At 70.0% G+C, this 21671-nt stretch carries 20 protein-coding genes; 7 read left to right on the forward strand and 13 right to left on the reverse strand.

The window, feature by feature from the left end; all coding sequences use genetic code 11:
• Positions 1-72 precede the first annotated feature (72 nt).
• Both msrA and FMP39_RS05460 read right to left on the reverse strand, forming a co-directional pair.
• Entirely contained in the window at positions 73-729 is a 657-nt protein-coding gene (gene msrA, locus FMP39_RS05455; RefSeq protein WP_141588934.1) for a peptide-methionine (S)-S-oxide reductase MsrA, read from the reverse strand.
• Positions 730-824: 95 nt separating this feature from the next.
• Positions 825-2870 carry an ATP-binding protein gene (locus FMP39_RS05460; RefSeq protein ID WP_228557694.1) on the reverse strand — a complete coding sequence of 682 codons (2046 nt, stop codon included), beginning with the start codon at positions 2868-2870 and terminating at the stop codon, positions 825-827.
• Positions 2871-3102: 232 nt separating this feature from the next.
• Between FMP39_RS05460 and FMP39_RS05465 the strand changes: the two genes are divergently transcribed.
• On the forward strand, positions 3103-4065 hold the full coding sequence (locus tag FMP39_RS05465; protein WP_141588938.1) for an ornithine cyclodeaminase family protein: 963 nt from the start codon (positions 3103-3105) through the stop codon (positions 4063-4065).
• Positions 4062-5450, forward strand: coding sequence for an MFS transporter (locus tag FMP39_RS05470; protein WP_228557695.1), 1389 nt, complete (start codon positions 4062-4064; stop codon positions 5448-5450). Before FMP39_RS05465 ends, FMP39_RS05470 begins: the two co-directional genes overlap by 4 nt.
• Before the next feature lie 4 nt (positions 5451-5454).
• Here FMP39_RS05470 and FMP39_RS05475 read toward each other — a convergent pair whose 3' ends face one another.
• The gene (locus FMP39_RS05475; protein WP_141588940.1) at positions 5455-5697 is read right to left on the reverse strand and encodes a DUF2171 domain-containing protein; all 243 of its coding nucleotides are present in this window, start codon (positions 5695-5697) and stop codon (positions 5455-5457) included.
• 243 nt (positions 5698-5940) lie between these two features.
• Here FMP39_RS05475 and FMP39_RS05480 point away from each other — a divergent pair, with 243 nt between their 5' ends.
• Entirely contained in the window at positions 5941-6234 is a 294-nt protein-coding gene (locus FMP39_RS05480; RefSeq protein ID WP_228557696.1) for a YgaP-like transmembrane domain, read from the forward strand.
• A gap of 31 nt (positions 6235-6265) precedes the next feature.
• Here FMP39_RS05480 and FMP39_RS05485 read toward each other — a convergent pair whose 3' ends face one another.
• On the reverse strand, positions 6266-7186 hold the full coding sequence (locus FMP39_RS05485; RefSeq protein WP_141588943.1) for an NmrA/HSCARG family protein: 921 nt from the start codon (positions 7184-7186) through the stop codon (positions 6266-6268).
• 237 nt (positions 7187-7423) lie between these two features.
• On the opposite strand from FMP39_RS05485, the gene FMP39_RS05490 reads away from it, so the two are divergent.
• Positions 7424-8038, forward strand: a complete 615-nt coding sequence (locus FMP39_RS05490) for a hypothetical protein (RefSeq protein ID WP_141588945.1) — start codon at positions 7424-7426, stop codon at positions 8036-8038.
• Here the strand turns inward: FMP39_RS05490 and FMP39_RS05495 are convergent.
• From FMP39_RS05495 to FMP39_RS05530, 8 genes are all read right to left on the reverse strand, one after another.
• A complete protein-coding gene (locus FMP39_RS05495) occupies positions 8031-8432 on the reverse strand; it encodes a DUF2203 domain-containing protein (RefSeq protein ID WP_141588947.1) in 402 nt (133 codons plus the stop codon). The two genes, FMP39_RS05490 and FMP39_RS05495, sit on opposite strands and share 8 nt — an antisense overlap.
• A 1273-nt stretch (positions 8433-9705) precedes the next feature.
• On the reverse strand, positions 9706-10722 hold the full coding sequence (locus tag FMP39_RS05500; protein ID WP_141588953.1) for a hypothetical protein: 1017 nt from the start codon (positions 10720-10722) through the stop codon (positions 9706-9708).
• A 115-nt stretch (positions 10723-10837) separates the two neighbouring features.
• Positions 10838-11332 (reverse strand): endonuclease V, encoded by a 495-nt coding sequence (locus FMP39_RS05505; RefSeq protein WP_090495675.1) that lies wholly within the window; start codon positions 11330-11332, stop codon positions 10838-10840.
• Positions 11333-11349: 17 nt separating this feature from the next.
• Positions 11350-12651 (reverse strand): DUF1444 family protein, encoded by a 1302-nt coding sequence (locus FMP39_RS05510; RefSeq protein WP_228557697.1) that lies wholly within the window; start codon positions 12649-12651, stop codon positions 11350-11352.
• A 76-nt stretch (positions 12652-12727) separates the two neighbouring features.
• Positions 12728-13447 (reverse strand): c-type cytochrome, encoded by a 720-nt coding sequence (locus FMP39_RS05515; protein WP_141588955.1) that lies wholly within the window; start codon positions 13445-13447, stop codon positions 12728-12730.
• A complete protein-coding gene (locus FMP39_RS05520) occupies positions 13444-14694 on the reverse strand; it encodes a YncE family protein (RefSeq protein WP_141588956.1) in 1251 nt (416 codons plus the stop codon). Before FMP39_RS05520 ends, FMP39_RS05515 begins: the two co-directional genes overlap by 4 nt.
• Positions 14691-15299 carry a hypothetical protein gene (locus tag FMP39_RS05525; RefSeq protein WP_228557698.1) on the reverse strand — a complete coding sequence of 203 codons (609 nt, stop codon included), beginning with the start codon at positions 15297-15299 and terminating at the stop codon, positions 14691-14693. Before FMP39_RS05525 ends, FMP39_RS05520 begins: the two co-directional genes overlap by 4 nt.
• 7 nt (positions 15300-15306) lie before the next feature.
• Positions 15307-16641 carry an exo-alpha-sialidase gene (locus FMP39_RS05530; RefSeq protein ID WP_141588958.1) on the reverse strand — a complete coding sequence of 445 codons (1335 nt, stop codon included), beginning with the start codon at positions 16639-16641 and terminating at the stop codon, positions 15307-15309.
• 142 nt (positions 16642-16783) lie between these two features.
• Between FMP39_RS05530 and FMP39_RS05535 the strand changes: the two genes are divergently transcribed.
• From FMP39_RS05535 to FMP39_RS05545, 3 genes are all read left to right on the forward strand, one after another.
• A complete protein-coding gene (locus FMP39_RS05535; RefSeq protein WP_026114086.1) occupies positions 16784-17824 on the forward strand; it encodes an aldo/keto reductase in 1041 nt (346 codons plus the stop codon).
• A gap of 149 nt (positions 17825-17973) precedes the next feature.
• The gene (locus FMP39_RS05540; protein WP_141588959.1) at positions 17974-19155 is read left to right on the forward strand and encodes a cyclic nucleotide-binding domain-containing protein; all 1182 of its coding nucleotides are present in this window, start codon (positions 17974-17976) and stop codon (positions 19153-19155) included.
• A gap of 14 nt (positions 19156-19169) precedes the next feature.
• A complete protein-coding gene (locus FMP39_RS05545; RefSeq protein WP_141588960.1) occupies positions 19170-20387 on the forward strand; it encodes a cyclic nucleotide-binding domain-containing protein in 1218 nt (405 codons plus the stop codon).
• Positions 20388-20471: 84 nt separating this feature from the next.
• On the opposite strand, the gene FMP39_RS05550 is transcribed toward FMP39_RS05545, so the two are convergent.
• On the reverse strand, positions 20472-21665 hold the full coding sequence (locus FMP39_RS05550) for an OmpP1/FadL family transporter (RefSeq protein WP_141588961.1): 1194 nt from the start codon (positions 21663-21665) through the stop codon (positions 20472-20474).
• Positions 21666-21671: the final 6 nt, after the last annotated feature.

Consider the following 21671-nt stretch of genomic DNA (forward strand, 5'->3'; position numbering starts at 1 on the left):
CCGAGCCTGGCGCGGAAGCCAGTCGAGGTTGGTGTGTTTGTCTTTGTTTGCGTCCAACGCAGACGTCCGGCTTCAGGCGTTGACGCCCACGCCCACCGGGCAGCTCACGCCGGTGCCGCCCAGCCCGCAGTAACCGCCCGGGTTCTTCTCCAGGTACTGCTGGTGGTAGTCCTCGGCGAAATAGAAGGGCGGAGCGGGGAGCAGCTCGGTGGTGATGGCGTCGAAGCCCCGGGCCGCCAGCGCCTTCTGGTACGCGTCACGGCTCGCCACGGCGGCGCGCTGCTGGGCTTCGTTGGTGAAGTAGATGCCGGAGCGGTACTGCGTGCCCACGTCGTTGCCCTGGCGCATGCCCTGCGTCGGGTCATGGCTCTCCCAGAAGATGCGCAGGAGCTGCTCGAAGGACACCTTCTTCGGGTCGAAGACGACGCGGACGACCTCGTTGTGTCCGGTGAGACCGCTGCACACCTCGCGGTAGGTGGGGTTGGGCGTCAGGCCTCCGGCGTATCCCACCGCAGTGCTGTACACGCCAGGCGTCTGGTAGAACTTCCGCTCCGCGCCCCAGAAACATCCCAGGCCGAAGTAGACCTCCTCCAGACCTTCCGGCACGGGGCCCTTGATGGGCGTACCCAGCACCTCGTGCTTCTCCGGGACGGGCATCACGTCCGAGCGGCCCGGCAGTGCTTCCTCCGGGGTCGGAATCCTCAGCTTCTTGGTCGGATTGAAGAACATGCCCCAGGCATAGCGTCCTGGCGTGCGCGATTCACCCCCAGAAGGGGCAGGCGTGCGGGCAGCGGGTGGCAGGCCGTCCCGCCTGCCGCGCTGCTTCACGCGTCCCCGAGCGTCGTGAGGGTGCGGGGCCAATGGACGGTGAAGGTGGTGCCCTGGTCCCGGTTGGAGCGGACCTCCACGTGCCCCCCGTGTGCGCCGACAATCTGGCTGACGATGTAGAGGCCCAGGCCCAGGCTGCGTTTCTTCCTCGCGACGTCCTGCGGTGGCGCGGTTGCGGGCATGTTCTTGAACGGGTCGAACAGGCGCGGCATCAGCTCGGCCGCAATCGGCTCGCCGGTGTTGTGGACCGTCAGCACCACCTCATCCGCCTCTCCGCGCACCGTGACACACACCGGTCTGTCTTCCTGGCCATGCTGGATGGCGTTGGCCACCAGGTTGCCCAGCACTTGTGACACGCGGTCCGGGTCCCAGTTCCCTCGGGTGTCTCCGCTCGCCTCGAACACCAGCGAGCGCTCCGGAGCGCTGACCCGGAGCTCCTCCAGCGTCGCCTGACATACCTCCGCGAAGTCCATGGGCTGGCGGGCCACGGGAAGCCCCCCGCCCAGGCGGGTGCGGGCGAAGTCGAGGATGTCCGTAATCATGCGCCCCATGCGCGCGGTGGCCTTGCGGATGCGGTCCACGGCGCGACGCTCGGGGGGCGTCAGGTCCTCGGACCGCGTCAACTGGAAGGCCGAGGCGTTGATGGCGTTGAGCGGGTTGCGCAGGTCGTGTCCCAACACGGCCATGAGTTGTTCCCGGAAGTCCACCGCCCGCTGGAGCACGGCCTCGGCCCGCTTGTGGTGGGAGACATCCACCACCGTGCAGCTCAAGCCCAGCACCCCTTGGTCGGGCGTGCGAATTGGGTGGAAGCTGGCCTGGAAGGTCCGGGCATCTCCAGGGATGGTGAACTCGACGGCGTCCACGGGTTCACCTGTCTCAATCGTGCGGCGGAACATGGGCTCGAACGTGCCCACGGCCGTCACGGGGGCCATCTCCCGGAAGCGGCGGCCCAGGTGGGCTTCCGGCGAGTGGCCATCGATGTCCGCCAAGGCCTGGTTGATGCGCACGAAGCGCAACTCCCGGTCCAGCTGGGCGATGCCCAGAGGTGTGGAGGCCAGCAGCGCGTCCAGTTGCGCCAGCGAGCGCTGGGCGTCCGCGTGGGCCTGGCGCTCGCGGGCCCGGAGTCGGGCCTGCACCAGGTGCGCGGTGGCTCGCTGCGCCATGGTCCGGAACAAGAGAGCGTCTGGCTCGGAGAAGACGAAGGCGGTGCGCGAGCACATGTACGCCATGCCCAGGAGCTGGTCGCCATCCAGCAGGGGCACGCCGTACACGGCGCGCAGCCCTTCCTGCTTCAACGTGGGCAGCGCCACGCGAGGGTCCGTGGACGCTGAGCGCAGCGTCAGGGGCTGACGCTGGCGGAGCACCTCGCCCACGAATCCTTCCTCCCGCCCCAGCGACAGGCCGAGCGCCTCGTCCGCGCCCAGGCCCACCGCGGCGCGCACCACCAGCGCGTCGCCTTCCACCAGCACGAACGCCGCCGAGTCGACCGAGAGCGCGGACTCCACCAGGACGGTGAGCAGCCGCGAGGGGAGGCTGGCCATGGAAGGGCTGTCCAGCGTGGCCTGCGTCATCCGGTCCAGGGCCTGGAGGATGCGCTGCCGCCCCTGGGAGAAGGACGTCACCGTCCGGGTGACAATCCGGTCCAGCGCGTCCTCCATCCGCTCCAACTCGCCCGGCGCCGGGTAGGCCGCTTCGGCTTCCATCCTGTGGAGGATGCACTTGCGCAGGAGCGCGTACTCGGACGCCACCTGGCCCAGGTCGAAGCCGGCGTCCAGCCGGGACATCGCGTGCTCGTCCGGCACCGTGGTGAGGATTTCGTCCGGGCCGTGGTCGATGAGATCCGCGACCATGTTGAGCAACTGGGGCATGTGGTCCAGCAGCCACGAAGGCTGCGCCGCGTGTCCCACGTGAAACGCTCGCATGGCCCGCTGCCAGTCCTCCAGCACCTCCTCCTGGTGGGCGCGCAGGAACTCCGCCGTCTTGAGCGTCCGAGCCCCGGAGGCCTCCTTGTCACCCGCTGTGCGTGACTCTGTCTCCAGCATCACCGGCCTCCCGAGGCCCTGGGGCCGCCCACCCCGCCGTTCACTTCCATTCTGGGGATGATGGCGCCTGCGTGCCTCGTCCCACCGTCGCTGGAGGCGGGCCCGGTGGACGCCACCCCGGGCGGCACGGCGGCGCACTGTCCGCTCGGACGTCCAACTTCGGGCGCTTGCCACCGTGTCCGTGTGCTGGGGAGCTGTGGGCCCGCACGGGCTCGGTTAGGGTGTCTGCAAGATGCGCACGCTCCTGCTGACCCGCTCCGACGTCTCCCGCAACCTGCAGGCTCCTCTCTTGCTGGAGGACATGCGAGACGCCTTCCGCACCGACGCCCTGGCACGCACCGTGGCACCGCAGCGCGCTCGGGCCCCCCTCCATGCCGAGGGCACCGCCCTGGTGCTGTTCCCTGGCAGCCTGCCCTCCATCCCCGCCTACTCCGTGAAGGTGCACGCGAAGTTCCCCGGCCAGTCGCCGGCGATTCGAGGCGTGCTGCATCTGCACGACGTCGCTACCGGCGAGATGATGGCGGTGATGGATGCCGGTCACCTGACGGCGGTGCGCACGGGCGTGGTGGGCGCGCTGTCGGCGGACGTGCTGGCGCGGCCGGACGCGGGCCGGGTGGCGCTCATCGGCGCGGGCCGGCAGGCGGTGTTGCAGCTCAAGTCATTGCGGCTGGTGCGCTCGCTGACGCACGTGCGGGTGTTCGACACGGCGCCGGAGCGCTCGCTCGCCTTCGCCACGCGCATGTATCAGGAGTTGAACCTGCCGGTGCGGATGGCGGAGTCCATGGAGGAGGCCGTCTCCGACGCGGACATCATCGTGACGGCGACGTGGAGCCGTCACCCCTTCCTGCACCCCGGCATGGTGCGGCCGGGCACGCACATCATCGCGCTGGGCGCGGACGAGCCGGGCAAGGCCGAGCTGTCCGCGGAGCTGCTTCGTCAGTCCCGGTTCGTCGTCGACCACCGGGGCCTGTCGGTGTCCACCGGCGCCGCGGGCGCGGTGGGGCTGGGTGAGGACGCCATCCACGCGGAGCTGGGCGAGGTGCTGGCTGGCCTGAAGCACGGGCGCACGTCCGAGGAGGACGTCACCGTCTTCGCGGCGGTGGGACTGCCCTTCCAGGACCTGGCGGCGGCCTGGCACGTCTACCAGTCGGCCCAGGGCGACGACGCCGTGAGCGGGGTGGACTTCGACGCATGAGGCACAGGGTGCGGGGGCTCCTGTCGCGCATCGGCCTGACGCGGCCCGCGCTGCGCGCTTGGGCGATGTACGACTGGGCGAACTCGGCCTTCATCACCACCGTCGTCACGGTGGTGTTCCCGCTCTACTACGCCTCCGTGGCGGCGGAGGGACTTCCGCGCGAGGTGGCCACCAGCCGCTTCGCCACCGCCACCGCGGTGGCGCTGAGCGTGGTGGCGGTGTTGTCACCGGTCCTGGGCGCGCTGAGCGACCGGGCCGGACGCATCAAGCACATGCTGGGCATCTTCGCGGGCCTGGGCATCGTGTCCACGCTGGCGCTGGCCACGGTGGGGCCGGGTGACTGGGAATGGGGCCTGCTGCTCTTCGGTCTGGGCAACGTGGGCGTGACGGGCAGCATCGTGTTCGCGGACGCGCTCTTGCGGCACATCGCCCGGGATGACGAACTGGACCGTGTGTCCACCGCGGGCTACGCGCTGGGCTATCTGGGCGGCGGTCTGCTGCTGGCCGCGCAACTGGTGCTGCTGATGAAGCCCCAGTGGTTCGGATTGGCGGACGCGGGGGCCGCCTCGCGCGTGGCCTTCGCCTCCGTGGCGGTGTGGTGGGCCATTTTTTCGGTGCCCCTCTTCCGGCGCATCCCCGAGCCGAAACCGGACGTGTCCATCCAACGTCCCCCGCTGTCCCTGCGCGGCATCTTCACGCAGTTGGCGGGCACGCTGGGCGGGCTGCGCCAGCACCGTCAGGCCTTCCTGTTGTTGGTGGCCTATCTGCTCTACAGCGACGGCATCGGCACCATCATCCGCTTGTCCACGCTGTACGGGACGGAGCTGGGCATTGGCCGGGGCGCGCTGATTGGTGCGTTGCTGCTGACGCAGGTGGTGGGCGTGCCGTGCGCGGTGTTGTTCGGCCGGGCCGCGGGGCGGGTGGGGGTGAAGCGCGCGCTGATGTTCGCCCTGTCGGTGTACATGGGGGTGACGTTCCTGGGCTACTTCATGCGCACGCCGGTGCACTTCTTCGCGCTCGCGTTGCTGGTGGGCATGGTGCAGGGCGGCAGTCAGGCCTTGAGCCGTTCACTCTTCGCGCAGATGGTGCCCCGGGACAGGGCGGCGGAGTTCTTTGGCCTCTTCAGCGTCTTCGAGAAGGTCACCGCGGTGGCGGGCCCGCTGGTGTTCGCGGCCACGGTGGAGCTGACGGGCTCCAGCCGGCAGGCGGTGCTGTCCCTGCTCTTCTTCTTCGTGTCGGGCGCGGCGGTGCTGTCCCGGGTGGACGTGGCCGCGGGGCGACGCGCGGCTCGCGAGGCGGAGGCGCGTGCCGGATGGCGCGGCGACGGTGCACCGGAGGCCACCGCTGCCCCGGAGGGCGCACCGGACACGAGCCGCGGCGTCTGAGCCGTCAGTGCTTCGTGGGCGAGACTTCCCGGGGCGCGGAGAAGAGGCTGTCCCGCCCGTGGTTGAGCACGACTTCTCCGCCCACGACTTCACGCACGTCCGCCAGGGCCACCGCGAAGTCCTGCCGGCGGATGAGGCCCTTCTCCACGATGAGCTCCTCCCCCTTCATCTCGATGATGCGTCCGAGAACGTGCCCGTCGTTGCCGCGCACCTTCATCCCCTTGTGGATTTCCGAACGACTGAACATGGTTGCCTCCCCCAGGGCGGTCCGTGGAGCCCCGTGCGCGAAAGCTGGCTTTCACCCCGCAAGCCGGCAGCGGACAGGCGGGGCGCCGCACCGATGAAGCCCGCGTGAGATGCACGGCGAGCAGGCGCCCGGTCAGGGCGCCCGTGGGTGCCTGCCTGGCTGCCCGGCGTTCCACCCGTGCGGGGCTTTGGCCCGGGTGGCCGCCCGCCAGGACGTGGCCATCTTCGCCCCTGGGAGGTGCACATGGTCGTTGGTTTCTTGGCGTCGCGGCCGGGGCGGTGGCTCCGCATCGTGACGGGCGCTGGGATGGTGGTGGGCGGACTGGCGACAGGGACGTCGCGAGGCGCGGCGGTGGCGCTCGTGGGCCTGGGGCCCCTGGTGGCCGCGGCCCTGGACTGGGTGCCCACAGCGGCGCTCTTCGGTCTGCCCATGGACGGCCCGACGCTGCGGCGCGAGCTGGGGGTGTCCGACGAGGCGTCGTTGTTGGAGGGCTTCCCTCGCGCGTCCATGCGGGACGTCTCGCCGACGCTTCACTGAAGCACAGCCCGCCGCGCCGGGCCTTGGGGGCTCATGGGGATACGGGCTCCGCGGCGGCATGGGGCCACGCGGGAGAAGTCAGCGCGCTCCAGTCCTGTCCGCGCGCCCAGTCCTCGAAGGTGTGCCAGCGGACCTCCGGGAAGCGGTGCCGCAGCGTGAGGATGTCCGCCTGGTAGCCCTTGCGGTCCAGCCACTCGTACATGGCGGCCAGGTCCTCGCTGCGCTCGCGGATGTAGTCCAGGGGAAGCTGCTCGTAGTGGATGCGGTGGCCGCTCACCATGGACAGCAGCCCGGCGGCCTGCTGGCCCGTCACCTCGTCGGAGGCCACCTCGATGCGTTGTTCCTCGAAGCGCTCCGGCTCCTCCATGACGCGGACGGAGAAGGCCGCGAGGTCCTCCAGAGCCACCATCTGCAGGCCACGCGTGGGCGACAGGCCCATGGCGAGCACGCCCGCCTTCAGCCCCTCTTCGAACATGCCGCTGGTGAAGTTCTCCATGAAGAATGTGGGCCCGAGGATGGTGTAGGGCAGGCCGCTGCCGCGCACGTGCATCTCGATGCGGTGCTTGCTGTCGAAGTGGGGGATGCCCGTCAGGCGGTCCGCTCCGGCCACCGACGAGTAGACGTAGTGCTGTACGCGCGCGAGCCGGGCCGCGTCCGCCAGGTTCTTCCCGTGGCGGACCTCCGCCTGCACGCCGCCCGGGCCAAAAGGCGTGGCGGTGGCGAACATGGTGTCCATGTCCTGGGCCGCTTGGGCGATGGAGTCCAGGTCGTCGTAGTCCCCGACGACCAGCTCGGCGCCGAGCGACTCGAGCTCGCGGGCGGTGGGGGAGTCCGGGTGGTGGATGAATGCGGTGACGCGGTGGCCGCGCTGCAAGAGCTTCCGTGCGACGGCACCCCCCTGCTGGCCAGTGGCGCCGGTAACGAGCACGGAGCGTGAGAAACCCATGGGCATGTGTGCACCTCGTGACGTCAGATGTCCGGAAGTTGGGGATGACGGACGCCGCTGGCGAGCACACCGTGGGCGCATCGAGCCTCACGGCCAGGGGTTGCCGGGCGGCCGGGCCTGCAGGCGACCTGGGGTGCCTGCCTCCTTGGTGCGCTACCACGTCGTTCCGAAGACGCTTGGGGGCACTCGGTGCCTGCTTGGGTGCGGCGCCTTCTCTTGGGAAATGCCATGGTCCCGCCCACGATGAGCAAGCGTGACAAGCTTCAGGACTCCGAGCTGGTGGTTGCCGCCCGGGCACTCGACGCGGAGTTGGCGCGCTTCGAGTCCCAGGCCGAGCAGCTCGAGAAGGCGCCACTTCAATCCGAGAAGCACCTGGAGCGCGCGTCGGCGATGCTGCAGGGGCTGGCGGACATGGACGAGCAGCTCCGGGGGCGGGTGACGGCGCTGGTGGGGGCCATCTCGAAGGTGAGAGATCGGCAGCAGGCGCAGGCCGAGGCCATCCACCTGCGTGCGCAGGAGCTCCAGCGGCGCACCGAGGTCTTCAAGGACCTGCTCGTGCGCTACGGCGCCCTGGGACAGAACGCGGGCGAGCTGAACGTGCAGATGCAGCAGTTCGCGCAGCAGCGGCAGGCGGCGAAGACGCCGGAGGAGAACGCCGCGCTGGCGGGGACCTTCCAGGCGCTCCAGGAGCGGATGTCCCTGGTCGCGGACGAGGCCCATTCGCTGGCGCAGGCCGCGGAGGAACAGGCGTTCCTCGACGTGGCCCGGCAGGCGGACTCACTGCGTCAGCAACTGTTGTCGGCGCGGAACAAGATGTCGCTGTTGCAGAAGAGCTTCGGCGGCGGGGCGGCTAGCTGAGGTACGTGGGGGCGAAGTCGTCCGGGCTTTCGATGGGACGCCGTCCCGCGAAGCCGTCGAGCAGGGCGTGCCAGTGGGAGACGGCGGGGTCTCCGAAGCGCCAGCACAGGTAGACCTGCTCGCCGCCCCGGTTCGCGCGGAAGTCCACGAGGCCGTCCGCGCCCTTGATTTCCAGGCCCATCTCCTGGAGCTGGAGGAGTTCGCCGCGGATGCGCTCGAGGAGGGCGTCGCGCTCGTCGCGCAGGGAGGCCAGGCTCGGGTCGTTGGGGCTGGGGGCGGCGCCCAGCTCGTCCGCGAGCTGCTGGGCACGCTCCACCCACGGACGGACCCGCTCGAAGGTGCGCGTCAACAGCGGCACCAGCCGATTGGCTTCTTCCACGCTGAAGTAGCGCATCCCCCGAGCATGCATCGATAGGGCATGCGCCCGCTACTGTCCCGGCGCGTGTGGGGGCGTCAGCCTGTCGCCCATTCAGCGCTGGGCTGTGCCACGCGGGGAATGAGATATAAGCGGCTATCAGTCACTTCAAGTCAGCCTTTGCTGCTTGAATCCGCCTCACATGGAGGACTCATTGTCTGTGAGGCTTGCGGCGGCGTTCGTGCTGTGCTCGCTCGGATGTTCGAGTGCTTCGCTCCAAACGGAGGCGTCCGACGACTACGGGTTCGAGCCTGGGGAGCGGCACGTATGGGTACGTGGCCCTTGGACGGACATCGAACCGTCCAGTGACGTGGACGCGGTTATCGACCAGCTATGCCCTGCGGTGATGCGACTTCCTCGCGCAAGGGAACGAGATTATGGCCAGGAATACTGTGGCCTTATCTACTCCTTGGGCGACGGAGTCTTCTATGCCAGCAAGGGCTCGCCCTTGGGGGAAACGCAGTTGGTGGGAGCCTCCAGGCGAAAGTCGTGTTTTTCGCCTCGCCGTGTAGTCGATGGGCGTGGACGAACTGTTCCTTTGGCGGATTTCCATAGCCATCCCTGGTCACCTTCGCCCATGTCCCCCAAGGACCGACAGGGTGGCAATCAGCGATGGTTCATCAGGATCCAGTTCGATACGTCATGTCACCTCCAAAAGCTGATACCCCATATTGGCGAGACGCGACCAGGTGAGGTCTATGAGCGTGTGGACAGACGATGGAAACTCGTGGGGATCATCAAGCCCGAGAACAAGGCAGTTGGCCGCATCACCGCGATTGAGAACGTGCGAGACTAAGATGCGCAAGGGTTTGCTCGTTCCGCTCTGCTTGGCGTTGCTTCCAGGCTGTGCGTTGTTTCGGCCCGCGCCTCGGCCCGCGAAGATGCCGCCTGAAGAAGCCGCGCGGTACCGATTTCCAGTTGTGCTTCCCACCGATGGGCAGCACGTCCTACCAGGCGCGATTGCCGCTGCCGTCGCATTCGCAATGGAGGACTTTCTTCCGTTGGGGGCGAAGCCGCGTCGAGGCGCTACTCCCACGGAGGTTTGTGCCTCCCAGCGCCAGTCTTACGACGTGACGGCTGTTCCTGGGGCGAATGCCGTGGTCTTCGTCAGCTTCTTGGCCCGGCCGGACGCATGCCGTGACATGGAAGGGCCATCTCTCTCGGACGTCCCCATCGTGTACGCCGTGGATACGGCTACGTGGGTCATTCTCTCAGTGCAGAAGTAGCGCGGCCCGCGCGAGCCGCCTCCTCGCTATCGGCCGCGCAGCAGGGAGGCGTGATTGTCGCCCAGCCAGCGCTGGGCTGTGTCACGCAGCGGGAACAGGGCTTCGCGCTCGCGAAAGGCCGACGTGTGCTCGGGTGCGCAGCGGCCCTCGTTGCCCGTTTCGCCGTCGAGGTCCGCGTGCAGCATCGCGTGGAAGACGAGGTAGTCCACCACGAACGCGGGCACATGCGGCCGGTCCAGCGCCGGGTGGATTCGAATCTCGCGTAGCCGCGCGTCATAGCCGCCCACGTGGATGCTGCGACGCTTCGTGCCCGCCGGCTTGCGCGCCCAGCCCACGTCCACCTGCACCCGGCCGTCGAACCAGCTCGCGTTGAGCCGCGTGAAGATGGCCTGCAGGTCGAAGCAGCGGCCCCGCGTGCGCAGCGGCTTTCCCGGCCGACGCTCCCTGCGGACGCGCTCGTTGTGCGCGTGCGCGTAGGATTCCAGCACCTCGCCCGCCTGCGCATCCGCCCGGCCCGCATAGGCAGCCATGGCCTGTACCACCGCGTCCGGTGCTCCCAGGAAGAGGTGGTGGATGCGCAGCCGCAGCCCCTCCTCACCCCGACGGAAGCTCACCAGAGTGGCCCGGTTGTCCGTGAGCCGTAGGTGAACCGGCAAGCCAAGAATCGAAGACAACCGCCGTGCCAGGTCCGCCGCCAGCGGCAGGGCTTCCTCGCGCGCGGGGAGTCGGCTTTCCGGCACGCTGCTCGCGCGCTGCTCCGTCGCCAGTGGCAACGCTTCATCTCGCTCATGCGCGGGACGCCGGTCCTCCACGCTGGTGCTCGCGCGCCGCTCCGTCGCCAGTGGCAACGCGTCCTCACCCGAGGGATGTCGGCGCTGCACGCCAGTGCTTACAGGCCGCTCCGCCGCCCGTGGCCGCGCTTCCTCACGCGCCGGAAGCCTGCGCTGCACCCCGGTGCCCGCACGCGGCTCCGTCTCCACGTCGTCGCGCTCAGTGGCCGCCGTGTCGAACAAGCCCAGTTGTGAGGTCGGGTGCGAGGCCATCCGCCGTCAAAGGTAAGCCTCCCGGCGCGAGGATTCCAGGAGGATGGTTGCTCCCCGGGCGGAGAGGCGACAGTCGCTGTTCGGAAATGTCGGGGGTTTGGCTTCGCCGCCCCGCTCAGGACATGCGGCAGAGCCGGTCCACCCGGTTCAACATCGTGGGCGTGCGAGATGCCCCATGCATTCGCCGGATGTGCTCCGCCGCTGTGGCCGCGTCCATACCCGCCGCTCCGACGAACAGCGGTCGCAGGCTCTTGCCCCTCAGCACGGGCACCGAGGGCCCCGTGGTGACATAGGCCGTCTTCGCCACGCCGATGACGGGCACCTCCCGGTTGAGCGCCTCGTACAGGTGCGCCCCCAGCCCCGGCCGGTCCTCTCCGAGCCACACATAGCCATCAACGATGATGGCCTCCAGTGGCACTTCCACCCGCGCCAGCACCCGGAGCAGGTGAGGCAACTCGCGGCGGTAGAACTGCCCGGGCTCGTAAGGCGCGGCGGCTGGCCCATGCTCCACCAGGTGCGAGGCTTCGTTCGCATCCGCCCAATTTCGGAACAGCACGCACGCGGCCACGGTGAGTTCGGGGCGGTAGTCCACGTCCACGCAAGCGAGCATCGTGCCGTCCTCCTGTCTCAGGGCGCCTGGAAGTCCTCGAAGGTGACCTGCGCGGCGCGAAGTTGCTTCACCATCTCCGGGGATGGCTGCTCCGTGGTGCGGTAGCGCGGCGGCCACAGCTCCGGCACCGGCGTGAGACAACGGCCCGCGATGCGCTGCACCTCCCGCCACGGCACGGTGAAGAACTCATCACCTTCCGCTGCGGGGCGCACGGCGACCATGTCCGCCTCTGGCAGCAGGGCGTCCACGTCGTGCGACCAGACACACCAGGAGATGGGGAACTCGTCCCGCTTGCGCGCCGTCGCGCTGTAGCTGGCGACGAACAGGTCCACCTCCTGTTCCGCATGGAGCGCGTCGAGCTCCTCCTTCTGGGCGCTGTACTCCGCCAGCGCCAGGCGGACGTGGGCCAGCCGCACCCGGTTCGCCAGCACGTCCTGACCGGGGTGCACGTAGGGCACCACGCGTCCCGTGTCGTCCACCGTGTACAGGGCGGGCGTCAGGCATCGGGACGCGGCCGCGTACTCCCGCTCTGCGCTCTCGGTCAGCCGTGCCACCAGCTCCGGACGCGCGTCGCCACCGATGAGCAGGGTGGAACGCTCCGGGAGGATGGCGATGGGCCGGCCCTCCACGCGACTGGCGAAGGACGCGAGGAACCCCGGGCGCAGCAGCCGGGACGTCTCATAGGTATCGCGCGTCTCCACCGTCCACAGCGGGCCGTGCTCCTCGTCGTAGAGCTCCACGCCTTCGTCCGGGAGCCGGGCCAGGTTCGCGTGGGCCGCCGTGAAGGCTTCGTCCTCGGTGACGCCCCAGGTCTCCAGGTGCCGGCGCTGGACGAACATGGCGGACTCCGGCAGGTCCAGCACCAGCAGCTCGCGCAGGAAGGGCAGTGTCCGCCGCCCCACCATCTCCCGGTCCAACTCCGCCGGCTTCTGCAGCGACATGCCGAAGGTGGATGCGCGCAGCACGGGCAGGAGCAGCTCGCGGGCCTGCTCCCAGTGGAGCGAATCCGGCGACTCCTGCCACAGCGCGCGCAGGTAGCGCTGGATGAGCTGGACGCGTTGCTCGGGCGGCAGCTCGCGCGTGTCCGCGAAGAGGTTGTCCAGGAAGAAGGTGCAGTCACTTCCGGCGCGGGTGATGTCCAGGCCGTAGTCCTGCGTGCGCCGCTCCACCTTCTCCACCGCCGGGTCGGCGCGCAGCAGGGCCTCCACCTGCCGCATCAGCGCTTCGCGCGGCTCCACCGCCCAGGCCTTGGAGGAGCCGGGAGGAACCTCGCCGGCCGCTGGTGTCTTCCTCCCGAAAAGCCTGCCCCAGAACCCCATTCTCGCTCCCACGTGTGTGTCCGCGGCGAGGTTATGTCCGGTGGCCCGTGGGCTCCACCGGAACACGCAGGTCCCGTCACAAAGCCAGGAATGCCAGCAATGCGCCCAAGTCCTCGTCAGACAGGGACTCCAGGCTGTAGAGCGGCATGTTGCCCCCGACACCGAAGAACTGGCCGTGCCTCACCTTCTCGATGACGACCAGTGACTTGGGCACGCCGGGGAACAGCGCGTCGTAGTCGTTCGTCACCTCCGGCAGAATCGACGCCAGCTCGGTCAGCCGGCCCGCGCCGGTGTGGGGCTCGCCGTGGCAGCTCTGGCAGGCCTCTACGTAGACCTGCTGTCCGCGCGCCACGTCACCGCGCGTGACTTCGACGATGTCCTTCACCACCGTGAAGGGACGGGCCGGCGCGGACGGGCTCGGGCTGATGCTCACCAGGTATTCGTACAGCGCCCGGCTCTGCGGCGAGTCCTTCGGCAGCGGCGTCACACCCCGCATGAAGTTGACGTAGCAGAAGTTCACCGCGTCCAGCAGGCGCGTCTCGAAGCCGCCCCACCAGCTCTCCCGGAACGCCGAGTCATACAGCGTGTAGCCGGAGTCCATCCGCCCCGCCGGCGCGGTGGGCGTCGTCGCGTGGCAGGTCGCGCACGAGAAGCTGTTGAAGCCGCTCTCCGACAGCCGCGAGTCGTTGAACAGCACCTCGCCGTACTCCGCCGCCGGCACGCGGCCGTTGCCGCTGTCGTCGCAGCCGGTCAGCACCAGGGCCAGCGCCACCACACCCCATGCCGCGCGCTTCATGGCTGCCCCCGCAGGATGCTCACCGAGTCCGGGAAGATGCCCACCTCCACCGTGCCCACCACCGTGCCTTCCGTCAGGTCTACCGCGTGCAACGTGCCCGGCCCCACGTGGTCGCCTTCACAGACGACCAGGCCGATGCGCTCGTCGGGCGTCAGCGTGACTTGATGCACGTTGAGACAGCCGGCGTCCGCCAACTGCACCTCGCGCAGCACGGTGCCCGTCTCCGGGTCGATGACGGCCAGCGCGTCCACCAACTGGTAGGGCATGTACAGCGTGCGCCCGTCCGCGGTGAACGCGCCGAACATCGGCGGCCCGCGCAGCGGCACGGCGCGCTCATGCATCATGGTGCGCGTCTGGGGATTGAGCACGTGCACCTGCCGGCTGGCCATGGAGCTGACCCAGACCTCGCCCGTGGTGGGGGACTGCGTCAGCGCGTAGGGCTGGTGCCGGGGTGCCACCGCACTGCCCGAGCCCGCCGCCACCTTCACCAGCGTCACCGTCGGGCTCGCCTCAGCGAGGTCGACGATGGCCACCTCGTCCGACCAGCAGGCGATGTAGGCCGTGCGCTCGTCGGCGGACAGGCGCACCGCGTGCGGCGCGGGGCACACCTCCACCATGGCCTTCCGGGTCATGGTCCGCGCGTCGATGATGGCCAGGTTCGCGTTCATGTCCGACTCGGGGCGGCCCTGGCGCGCCATCTCGGCAATCTTCAGCGTGTCGAAGTGCGTCTGGTACAGCGTGCTCCCATCCGCGCTGATGACGACGTCGCCGGGATTGGGATTCACACGCACCGAGCCCACGAGCCGGTTGTCGCGCGCGTCCAGCTTCAAGCAGTAGCCGTCATCCGCGCCCGTGCCGTGGGCACCATGCGGCCCCGAGCCACCCCCTGGCACGTAGTTGGAGATGCCGACGTAATAGAAGTCCCCCGCAGGGGACACGGCGGTGTGGTGAGGCCCCTCCAGCTCCACCGGGTTGAGCCCCACCGGCACGCGCGCCAGTTCGCGGAAGTCCGGCGTGCCCACGGTGGCCAGCTCCACCAGGCTGAGGGTGTCATCCAGGCTGTTGGTGACCAGGATGCGTCCGCCGGGGCCCGGCGGCGGAATGAACGTTCCTTCCCGCCAAGGCTCCTCGTGCGCGTAGTCCAGCCCGTCCGGTGGCGTCACGCCCACCACCCGCGCCGAGTTCTCATCACAGCCGGCCATCAGCAGCGCCAGCGCGGGCATCCACCACGGTGTCCGGTGGCTCATCGCGAATCCTCCACGCGGATGGTGCGTGGTGACTCCAGGCGATACGGACCTTCACGCAGCCGGTTCTGGACCAGGTAGGCGCTGGTCACCTGGACGCGGAGGTCCTGACCCGAGGCGGCACGGAGCGTGTCCCAGGTCGCCGCGTCGAGCTGCCACTCCATGTTCGACGTCAGCAGCTCCACCGGACATTGGCGCCCCGGCACGGTGACCTGCACCCAGTAGAAGTCGCCGGTGACGGGCGGCAGATGTGCCTGGGCGGACGGCAGCAGCAGGTTGCCCAGCCACGCCAGCATGGAGCGGGGCGTCTCGCGCGATGGAAGCCGGGAGGCCAGCGGAGACGTCCAACGCCACGTGGGCGGCGCCGCGTCCATCGCATAGGTCTGGCCCGGGGCGGGGGACTCCAGCGTCACCGCCTGGGAGCTGTCGGTGGGTCGGCCTTGCGCGTCGACGAAGGTGCGCCACGCTTCGTCGGTGGCCTCGCCGCCGTAGAGGGGTTCGCCGCACGCTTCGTCCCGTGGCGCGTCCTCGCCGTCGCAGGCGGTGCCCAGCACCAGCAGCACGGCCGCGCAAGGGGCCCACAGCCGCTTTCGAATCGGGAGTGTCATCAGAAGCCTATCGATGTGGACGCCGTGGGCCACGGCGCCTCGGGAGGAGGGAGGACAGCAACAACAGCAGGGGCAGGGCGGGGCCCGCAGCGGCGGTGCAGCCACCGGACTTCGGTTCGGGTGGGCGCTGCTCGGGCGGCTGTTGCCCCGCGTCGGGCGTGCCCGCATCCGGGGCCCCCGCATCCGGCGGCGGCGGCTCCTCCACGCCACCATCCGGGTAGAGCGGAGCGCCCAGTTGCTCCGCGAGCTGCGGCCAGCGGGCCGGGCAGAGGTCCCGCACGGGGGTTCCACGTGGGCACAGCTGCGTGCCCTGGATTTCGTACAGCGCGAAGATGTGCTCCCACGTGCGCCCCTGGTCCGTGCTGCGCGCCAGGGCCCAGTCGTGCAGCCAGGTGGAGCCGCAGCCGTAGAGCGTCTCGCCGTCGCGCAGCACGCACGCGTTGCCGGTGGGCAGGGGCTGCTTCTCCAGCGGGCCGGTGCTCGAGCCCATGAAGAAGTAGTTGAGGGTGCCCACCCAGGCGGTGCCGCCGTCGGAGGACAGGTCCATGTTGATGAACGTGTCATCCAACACGGTCACCTGCGTCAGCGTGCGGCCCCCGTCATCGCTGCGCAGCAGGTGCGTGTAGCCCTGCGCGGAGACGCGCACCCACACCACATCCACGGCGACGGGGTCCACCGCCACCACGGTCAGCGCGTAGGGTCGCAGCAACTCCGGGAGCGCATGGGGGAACTCCTGCCAGGTGTCGCCCGCGTCGTCGCTGCGCAGCACCACCATCTGGTTGTTGGAGACGCCCGACACGTAGAGGCGGCGGGGGTCCACCGGGGACACGCGGACCGCGTTCAGCTCCAGTCCGGTGCGCAGCAGCGGCGAGGCGGTCCACGTCTCGCCGCCGTCGTTGGAGCGGTACAGGCCGTTGGCGAGGCCGGGCCGCCCGGTGACGGCATGGAAGACGCGGTCATCGGTGGGGTGGGCCGCCAGCCCCGTCACCCAGGTCGACTTGAAGAAGGGATGCGTGCGCCAGGAGCAGCCCTCATCCGGGGAGTGCAGCAGGGCACTGCCGGTGGCGGCGAGGATGTCGCCGGTTTCCCGCCACAGGTAGGCCTCAGGGCGCCATCCGCCGTACCCCATGGCATCCGGACACACCCAGCGCCAGGTCTTGCCGCTGTCGCGGGAGATGACCGCGCCGAACGTCGTCCCGGAGAAGAAGTCCTGGGGGTGGCCTCGGCGGAGGGTGACGTTGGACGTCTCCGGGAGGCCCGCGTGGGCATGCGCCGCCGTTCCAGGCAGCACGGCCAGGAGGGACGCGACGGTGCTCCAGGCAACCGTGATGCGCGACTTCATGCCAATGGACTCCGGGAGAACGTGCCGGTCCCCACGTTAACGTTCGCTCCGCCGGAGCATAGCGGGGGGAATTGCTGCCCGGGTCGCGCATTCCGATTGAGCGCCTGGGGCTCGCCCGTTACCAGGAGGCCCCTCTATGGGAATGGAATATCGGCAGCTCGGCGGCTCTGGCTTCAAGGTCCCGGTGTTGACGCTCGGGACGGGAACCTTTGGAGGCCAGGGGGACTTCTTCAAGGTGTGGGGCAGCAGCGGGGTCGAGGAGGCCACGCGTCTGGTGGACATCAGCCTGGAGGCGGGGCTGAACATGTTCGACAGCGCGGACAACTACTCGCGCGGCCTGGCGGAGGAGATTCTCGGCAAGGCCATCTCCGGCCGCCGGGAGAAGGTCATCCTCTCCACGAAGGGCACCTTCCGCTCGGGTGAGGGACCGAACGACGTGGGCTCCTCGCGCTTCCACATCACCCGCGCGGTGGAGGCCAGCCTGAAGCGGCTGGGCACCGACTACATCGACCTCTACCAACTGCACGCCTTCGACGCGCTCACGCCCGTCGAGGAGGCGCTGCGGGCGCTCGACGACCTCGTGCGCGCCGGGAAGATTCGCTACATCGGCGCGTCGAACTTCTCCGGCTGGCACCTGATGAAGTCGCTCGCCACCTCGGAGAAGTACGGCCTCGCGCGGCACGTGGCGCACCAGGCCTACTACTCGCTGGTGAGCCGGGAGTTCGAGTGGGAGCTGATGCCCCTCGCCCTGGACCAGAAGGTGGGCACCGTCGTGTGGAGCCCGCTCGGCTGGGCGCGGCTGACGGGAAAGATTCGCCGGGGACAGCCCCGGCCCGAGGGCTCCCGCATGCAGTCCTCGCTCAACGCCCAGGGGGCGCCGCCTCTCTCCGAGGAGTACCTCTTCCGCGTGGTGGACGCGCTCGATGCCGTCGCCGCGGAGACAGGGAAGACGGTGCCCCAGGTCGCCATCAACTGGCTGCTCCAGCGCCCCTCCGTGTCCACCATCGTCATCGGCGCGCGCAACGAGGAGCAGCTCCGGCAGAACCTGGGCGCGGTGGGGTGGAACCTCACCCCTGATCAGGTGGCCCGGCTCGACGCGGCCAGCGCGGTGACGCCCACCTACCCGTACTGGCACCAACTCGGCTTCGCCGAGCGCAACCCGTTCCCGACGAAGGTGGACTGAACGCGGCCCTGGGCGGCGTCTTCCATGTGGAAGACGCCTGCCTCGCGAGGACGCTCGCCTCCCTTCATGGGGTCTGCTACGCACGGCGCCAATCCAGCACGTGGAGAGCCCAGGGGGTGGGCCCAGGGGTGCTTGGGGGAGTTCACGGCATGGCGCGTTCCACGGTGGAGCCGGGGCACGGTGACGAGCTGCCCGCCAGCACGGGCACGCGGCCCTTCTGGGAGGCGGTGGCGCAGGGGACGGTGGATGTGGCCGTCCGCATCTACGAGGCCCTGGCGGCGTCGCAGCGGGACGTCGTGCTGGAGGAGTCCTCGCGTGCGTCCGCGTTCGCTCGCGCCACGCTGGTGTCGGTGCTGCGGCGGGCGCGTGACTTCGCTGGCGCCGCGCGGGTGCTGGAGGTGGATGGCGCCGCGGCCGATGTCGCGCAGCTCCACGAACAAGCGGGCGCGCTGCTCCTGGCCGCGGAGGCGTGGCTGCGCGCGGGTGAACCGGCCCGGGCGGCGGCGGCCTTCGAGCGCGGCGGCGCGCTGGAGCGGGCGCTGTCGCTGTACGAGTCGCTGCAGGCGCGCGAGGCCATGGCCCGCTGTCTCACCCGGCTGCGCCGTCCCATGGAGGCCGCCGCGGTGTACCGCGAGCTGGGCAACCCGCACGCGGAGCTGGAGTCCCTGCGTGCCGTGTCTCCGGACATCGCGGTGGCGCGGCGTGAGGCGGTGCTGCGGATGAGCGCGCTGCTGGACGCGCAAGGGGAGTCGTGGCAGGCGCTGGTGCTGCTGGCGGATGCGCTCCAGGAGCCGGAGCTTCGGGGTGACATCGCGCTCCAGGCGGAGCACACGCGGCTGCTGCGTCACCTGAACCTGAATGGCGGTCCGTCGGTGGAGCCCGCCCGCGCGCCGCCACCGCCGCCGCCGGACGGCTACGAATACCTCAAGGCCATTCCCCTCTTCGGCGAGTTGTCCCTGGTGGACATGAAGGACCTCTACCAGCTGGCGCGGCCGGTGCAGTTCGCGCAGGGGGCCACGGTGCTGGAGAAGGGCGCGCCCGGCTCGGGACTGCTGGTGCTGCTGGAGGGGACGGTGGACGTGCTCGCCGGTCCGGAGCCCGGCGCCCGGTTGCTCAACACGCTGGGGCCTGGAGCCTTCATCGGCGAAGTCTCCCTCATCCTGGACGGAGACACGTCCGCGCAGGTGCGCGCGCGCACGGACGTGCGGGCCCTGCGGGTGACGCGCGTGGACTTCCAGCACTATCTGGACACGCACGCGGCGGCCGCGCTGCGCATCCTCCGCCTCTTCACGGAAAAGCTCGCGGAGCGCGTGCGCGCGCTCAGCGCGTAGCAGGGGAGGCGGCCATGGCGCACGTGCACGGCGCGGACAGGCAGCGGGCCGTCCAGCTCGCCAGCGAGGGCAGGTTGGAGGAGGCCCTGGCGGAATACCAGGGCGTGGTGAAGGACGCGCCGGACGACGCGGAGGTGCGTCAGAAGGTGGCGGAGCTGCTGGAGTGGCTCGGCCGTTCCGCGGACGCCGCTGCCGCGTACCAGGAGGCTGCGCTGGCTTGGACGAAGGCGGGCCAGCCCCTGCGCGCGGTGGCCGCGTGCGTGGCCTTGCCTCGACTGGGCGCGCCCCAGGCCTCGCTCGTGCGCACCGCGCGCGTGCTGGCGGAGCGCTTCGCCCTGCCGCCGGGCGCGGCGGTGCCCGTGGAGGCCACCCGGGTGCATGTCGCGGAGGAGGGCGCCACAGGGCTGCCCATCCTCTCGCAGGTGAGCCGGGAGACCTTCGTCGCGCTGCTCGAGGTGCTTCAGGTGCGCGCCTTCTTTCCGGGGCAGACGGTGGTGGAGGAGGGGACGCCGGGCGCCTCCATGTTCGCCCTGGTGGAGGGCCGCGCGGACGTGGTGCGCGCGCTGGAGGACGGCCAACGGCGGAGCGTGGGCACCGTGACGCCCGGGGACTTCTTCGGGGAGCTGGCGCTCATCTCCGAGGGGCCCCGGCTCGCCACCGTGGTGGCCACCGAGCGCGCGGTGCTGCTGGAGCTCACGCGCCAGCACATGGAGGCGGTGGCGGCGCGGCACCCGGACGTGACGGCGGTGGTGGACGCCTTCTACCGGCGGCGGATGGTGGAGAACCTGCTGCGCAGCAACCCGCTTTTCAATCAGCTGTCGCCCGCGCAGAAGGCCGCGGTGTCGCGCGACTTCGAGCTGCGCTCCTTCGCCGCGGGCGAGGCGCTGATGACGCAGGGCCAGCCGGGAGACGCCTTCTACGTGCTGCTGCGTGGGCGCTGCACGCCGTGGCTGGAGCAGCCTCATGGACGGCGCGTGGCGCTGTCCGCGCTGCGCGAGGGCGACGTCTTCGGTGAAATCTCCCTGCTGCTGGACAAGCCGGTGTCCGCCACGGTGCGCGCGGACGTGGCGGGCGTGGTCCTGCGGCTGGAGCGCGACGCCTTCCAGAAGCACCTGCTCAGTCAGCCAGGTCTCAAGGGCCAGTTGATGCGCATGGGCACGGAGCGGCTCCAGCGCACGGCGCAGGCGCTGGCCTCCGGGCGGGTGTTGCACGACGGAGACCTGCGCGTCTGACGCGAAGGGCTGGCGCTGGAAACACAACGCCCGGGCCTCCGTGAGGAGACCCGGGCGCGGTGAGGTCCGGACGGTGCCGGAAGACTACATGGAGTAGCCGAGCGTCAGGCCGAACACCTGGGCCGTGCCGTTGTAGGTACCCGTCATGCCCGGCGCGGTGCTGTTCTTGTCGGACAGGTTGACGAACTGGTAGGCCGCGTCGACGCGCACGGCGCCGAAGCTGTAGCCCACGCCCGCCGACACGCCGAAGCGGTCCGCGTCCGGCAGGTCCGGCGTCAGCGTGTCATCCGGGCTGGGCGCCGGGTCCAGCAGCACGCCGGCGCGCACCTGCAGCGCGTCGGTGATGCCGTACTCACCGCCCAGGTGGAAGTTCCACGTCGACCGCCAGTTCTTCGGCAGCGGGTTGTTGATGGCCGGGTTGTCCGGGAACTCGATGGCGAGCTCCGGGAAGCTGGACCAGCCCACCCAGTTGGCGTCGAACGCAATCGTCAGGCGGTCCAGCGGCGTGACGGCGATGCCCGCCACCACCGACTGCGGCAGCTTGACGTCACCCTCCACGCGGGTGTCCGGCAGGCGGCCCTGGAAGGCCGGCGGCACGTTCTGGAAGTCCGCGTCGCCCTTGAACGTCATGCTGATGGGGCTGCGGTACTGCACGCCCAACGTGACGAGCTTCGGGACCACCACGGCCTGGACGCCGGCGTTGAAGCCGAGGCCCCAGCCCGCGCCGCCCAGGTGCACCTGGCCCTCGCTGGTGACGAAGCCCAGGGCGCGCTTCAGCTCCAGCGTGCCGCGGGTGATGTTCAGGCCCGCGCCCACGCGGAAGCGGTCGTGCAGCTGGTACGCCACCGTGGGGTTGATGTTGTAGATGGACAGCGCGGACTCCTGGGCGCGGAAGCGGCCCACGAACCCGTCTTTCCACCGGCTGCTCGCGCCGAACGGCGTGTAGAAGCCCACGCCGGCCGCCAGCGAGTCCGTGATTTTGTACACGGCGAACACGTGCGGCGGCGGGGACAGCGTCGTCTTCTGCCCCTGCACCAGGCCATCCGTGGGGGTGAACTGCAGGCTGGGGAGGATGCCGGTGACGCCCGCGGTGACGTCCAGCTTCTCCACGCCCAGGATGTTGGCCGCGTTGGAGTAGATGGCGGACGAGTCATCCAGCCACGCCGCCGCCGCGTTGGCCATGCCCGAGGAGCGTGCGCTCTGGGTGTTGACCTGGAAGCCCGCGGCCTGGGTCGTCCCGGCGGCGAGCAACGTGATGAGGGAGAGTGTCTTCTTCATGTTGGT

The sequence above is a fragment of the Myxococcus sp. AB056 genome, from assembly GCF_006547365.1.
Taxonomy (GTDB): Bacteria; Myxococcota; Myxococcia; order Myxococcales; family Myxococcaceae; genus Myxococcus; species Myxococcus virescens.

Excerpts from the sequence above, each read along its gene's own strand:
- msrA (WP_141588934.1), bottom strand. The coding sequence starts at position 729 with ATGTTCTTCAATCCGACCAAGAAGCTGAGGATTCCGACCCCGGAGGAA.
- FMP39_RS05460 (WP_228557694.1), bottom strand. The coding sequence starts at position 2,870 with ATGCTGGAGACAGAGTCACGCACAGCGGGTGACAAGGAGGCCTCCGGG.
- FMP39_RS05465 (WP_141588938.1), top strand. The coding sequence starts at position 3,103 with ATGCGCACGCTCCTGCTGACCCGCTCCGACGTCTCCCGCAACCTGCAG.
- FMP39_RS05470 (WP_228557695.1), top strand. The coding sequence starts at position 4,062 with ATGAGGCACAGGGTGCGGGGGCTCCTGTCGCGCATCGGCCTGACGCGG.
- FMP39_RS05475 (WP_141588940.1), bottom strand. The coding sequence starts at position 5,697 with ATGTTCAGTCGTTCGGAAATCCACAAGGGGATGAAGGTGCGCGGCAAC.
- FMP39_RS05480 (WP_228557696.1), top strand. The coding sequence starts at position 5,941 with ATGGTCGTTGGTTTCTTGGCGTCGCGGCCGGGGCGGTGGCTCCGCATC.
- FMP39_RS05485 (WP_141588943.1), bottom strand. The coding sequence starts at position 7,186 with ATGCCCATGGGTTTCTCACGCTCCGTGCTCGTTACCGGCGCCACTGGC.
- FMP39_RS05490 (WP_141588945.1), top strand. The coding sequence starts at position 7,424 with ATGAGCAAGCGTGACAAGCTTCAGGACTCCGAGCTGGTGGTTGCCGCC.
- FMP39_RS05495 (WP_141588947.1), bottom strand. The coding sequence starts at position 8,432 with ATGCGCTACTTCAGCGTGGAAGAAGCCAATCGGCTGGTGCCGCTGTTG.
- FMP39_RS05500 (WP_141588953.1), bottom strand. The coding sequence starts at position 10,722 with ATGGCCTCGCACCCGACCTCACAACTGGGCTTGTTCGACACGGCGGCC.
- FMP39_RS05505 (WP_090495675.1), bottom strand. The coding sequence starts at position 11,332 with ATGCTCGCTTGCGTGGACGTGGACTACCGCCCCGAACTCACCGTGGCC.
- FMP39_RS05510 (WP_228557697.1), bottom strand. The coding sequence starts at position 12,651 with ATGGGGTTCTGGGGCAGGCTTTTCGGGAGGAAGACACCAGCGGCCGGC.
- FMP39_RS05515 (WP_141588955.1), bottom strand. The coding sequence starts at position 13,447 with ATGAAGCGCGCGGCATGGGGTGTGGTGGCGCTGGCCCTGGTGCTGACC.
- FMP39_RS05520 (WP_141588956.1), bottom strand. The coding sequence starts at position 14,694 with ATGAGCCACCGGACACCGTGGTGGATGCCCGCGCTGGCGCTGCTGATG.
- FMP39_RS05525 (WP_228557698.1), bottom strand. The coding sequence starts at position 15,299 with ATGACACTCCCGATTCGAAAGCGGCTGTGGGCCCCTTGCGCGGCCGTG.
- FMP39_RS05530 (WP_141588958.1), bottom strand. The coding sequence starts at position 16,641 with ATGAAGTCGCGCATCACGGTTGCCTGGAGCACCGTCGCGTCCCTCCTG.
- FMP39_RS05535 (WP_026114086.1), top strand. The coding sequence starts at position 16,784 with ATGGAATATCGGCAGCTCGGCGGCTCTGGCTTCAAGGTCCCGGTGTTG.
- FMP39_RS05540 (WP_141588959.1), top strand. The coding sequence starts at position 17,974 with ATGGCGCGTTCCACGGTGGAGCCGGGGCACGGTGACGAGCTGCCCGCC.
- FMP39_RS05545 (WP_141588960.1), top strand. The coding sequence starts at position 19,170 with ATGGCGCACGTGCACGGCGCGGACAGGCAGCGGGCCGTCCAGCTCGCC.
- FMP39_RS05550 (WP_141588961.1), bottom strand. The coding sequence starts at position 21,665 with ATGAAGAAGACACTCTCCCTCATCACGTTGCTCGCCGCCGGGACGACC.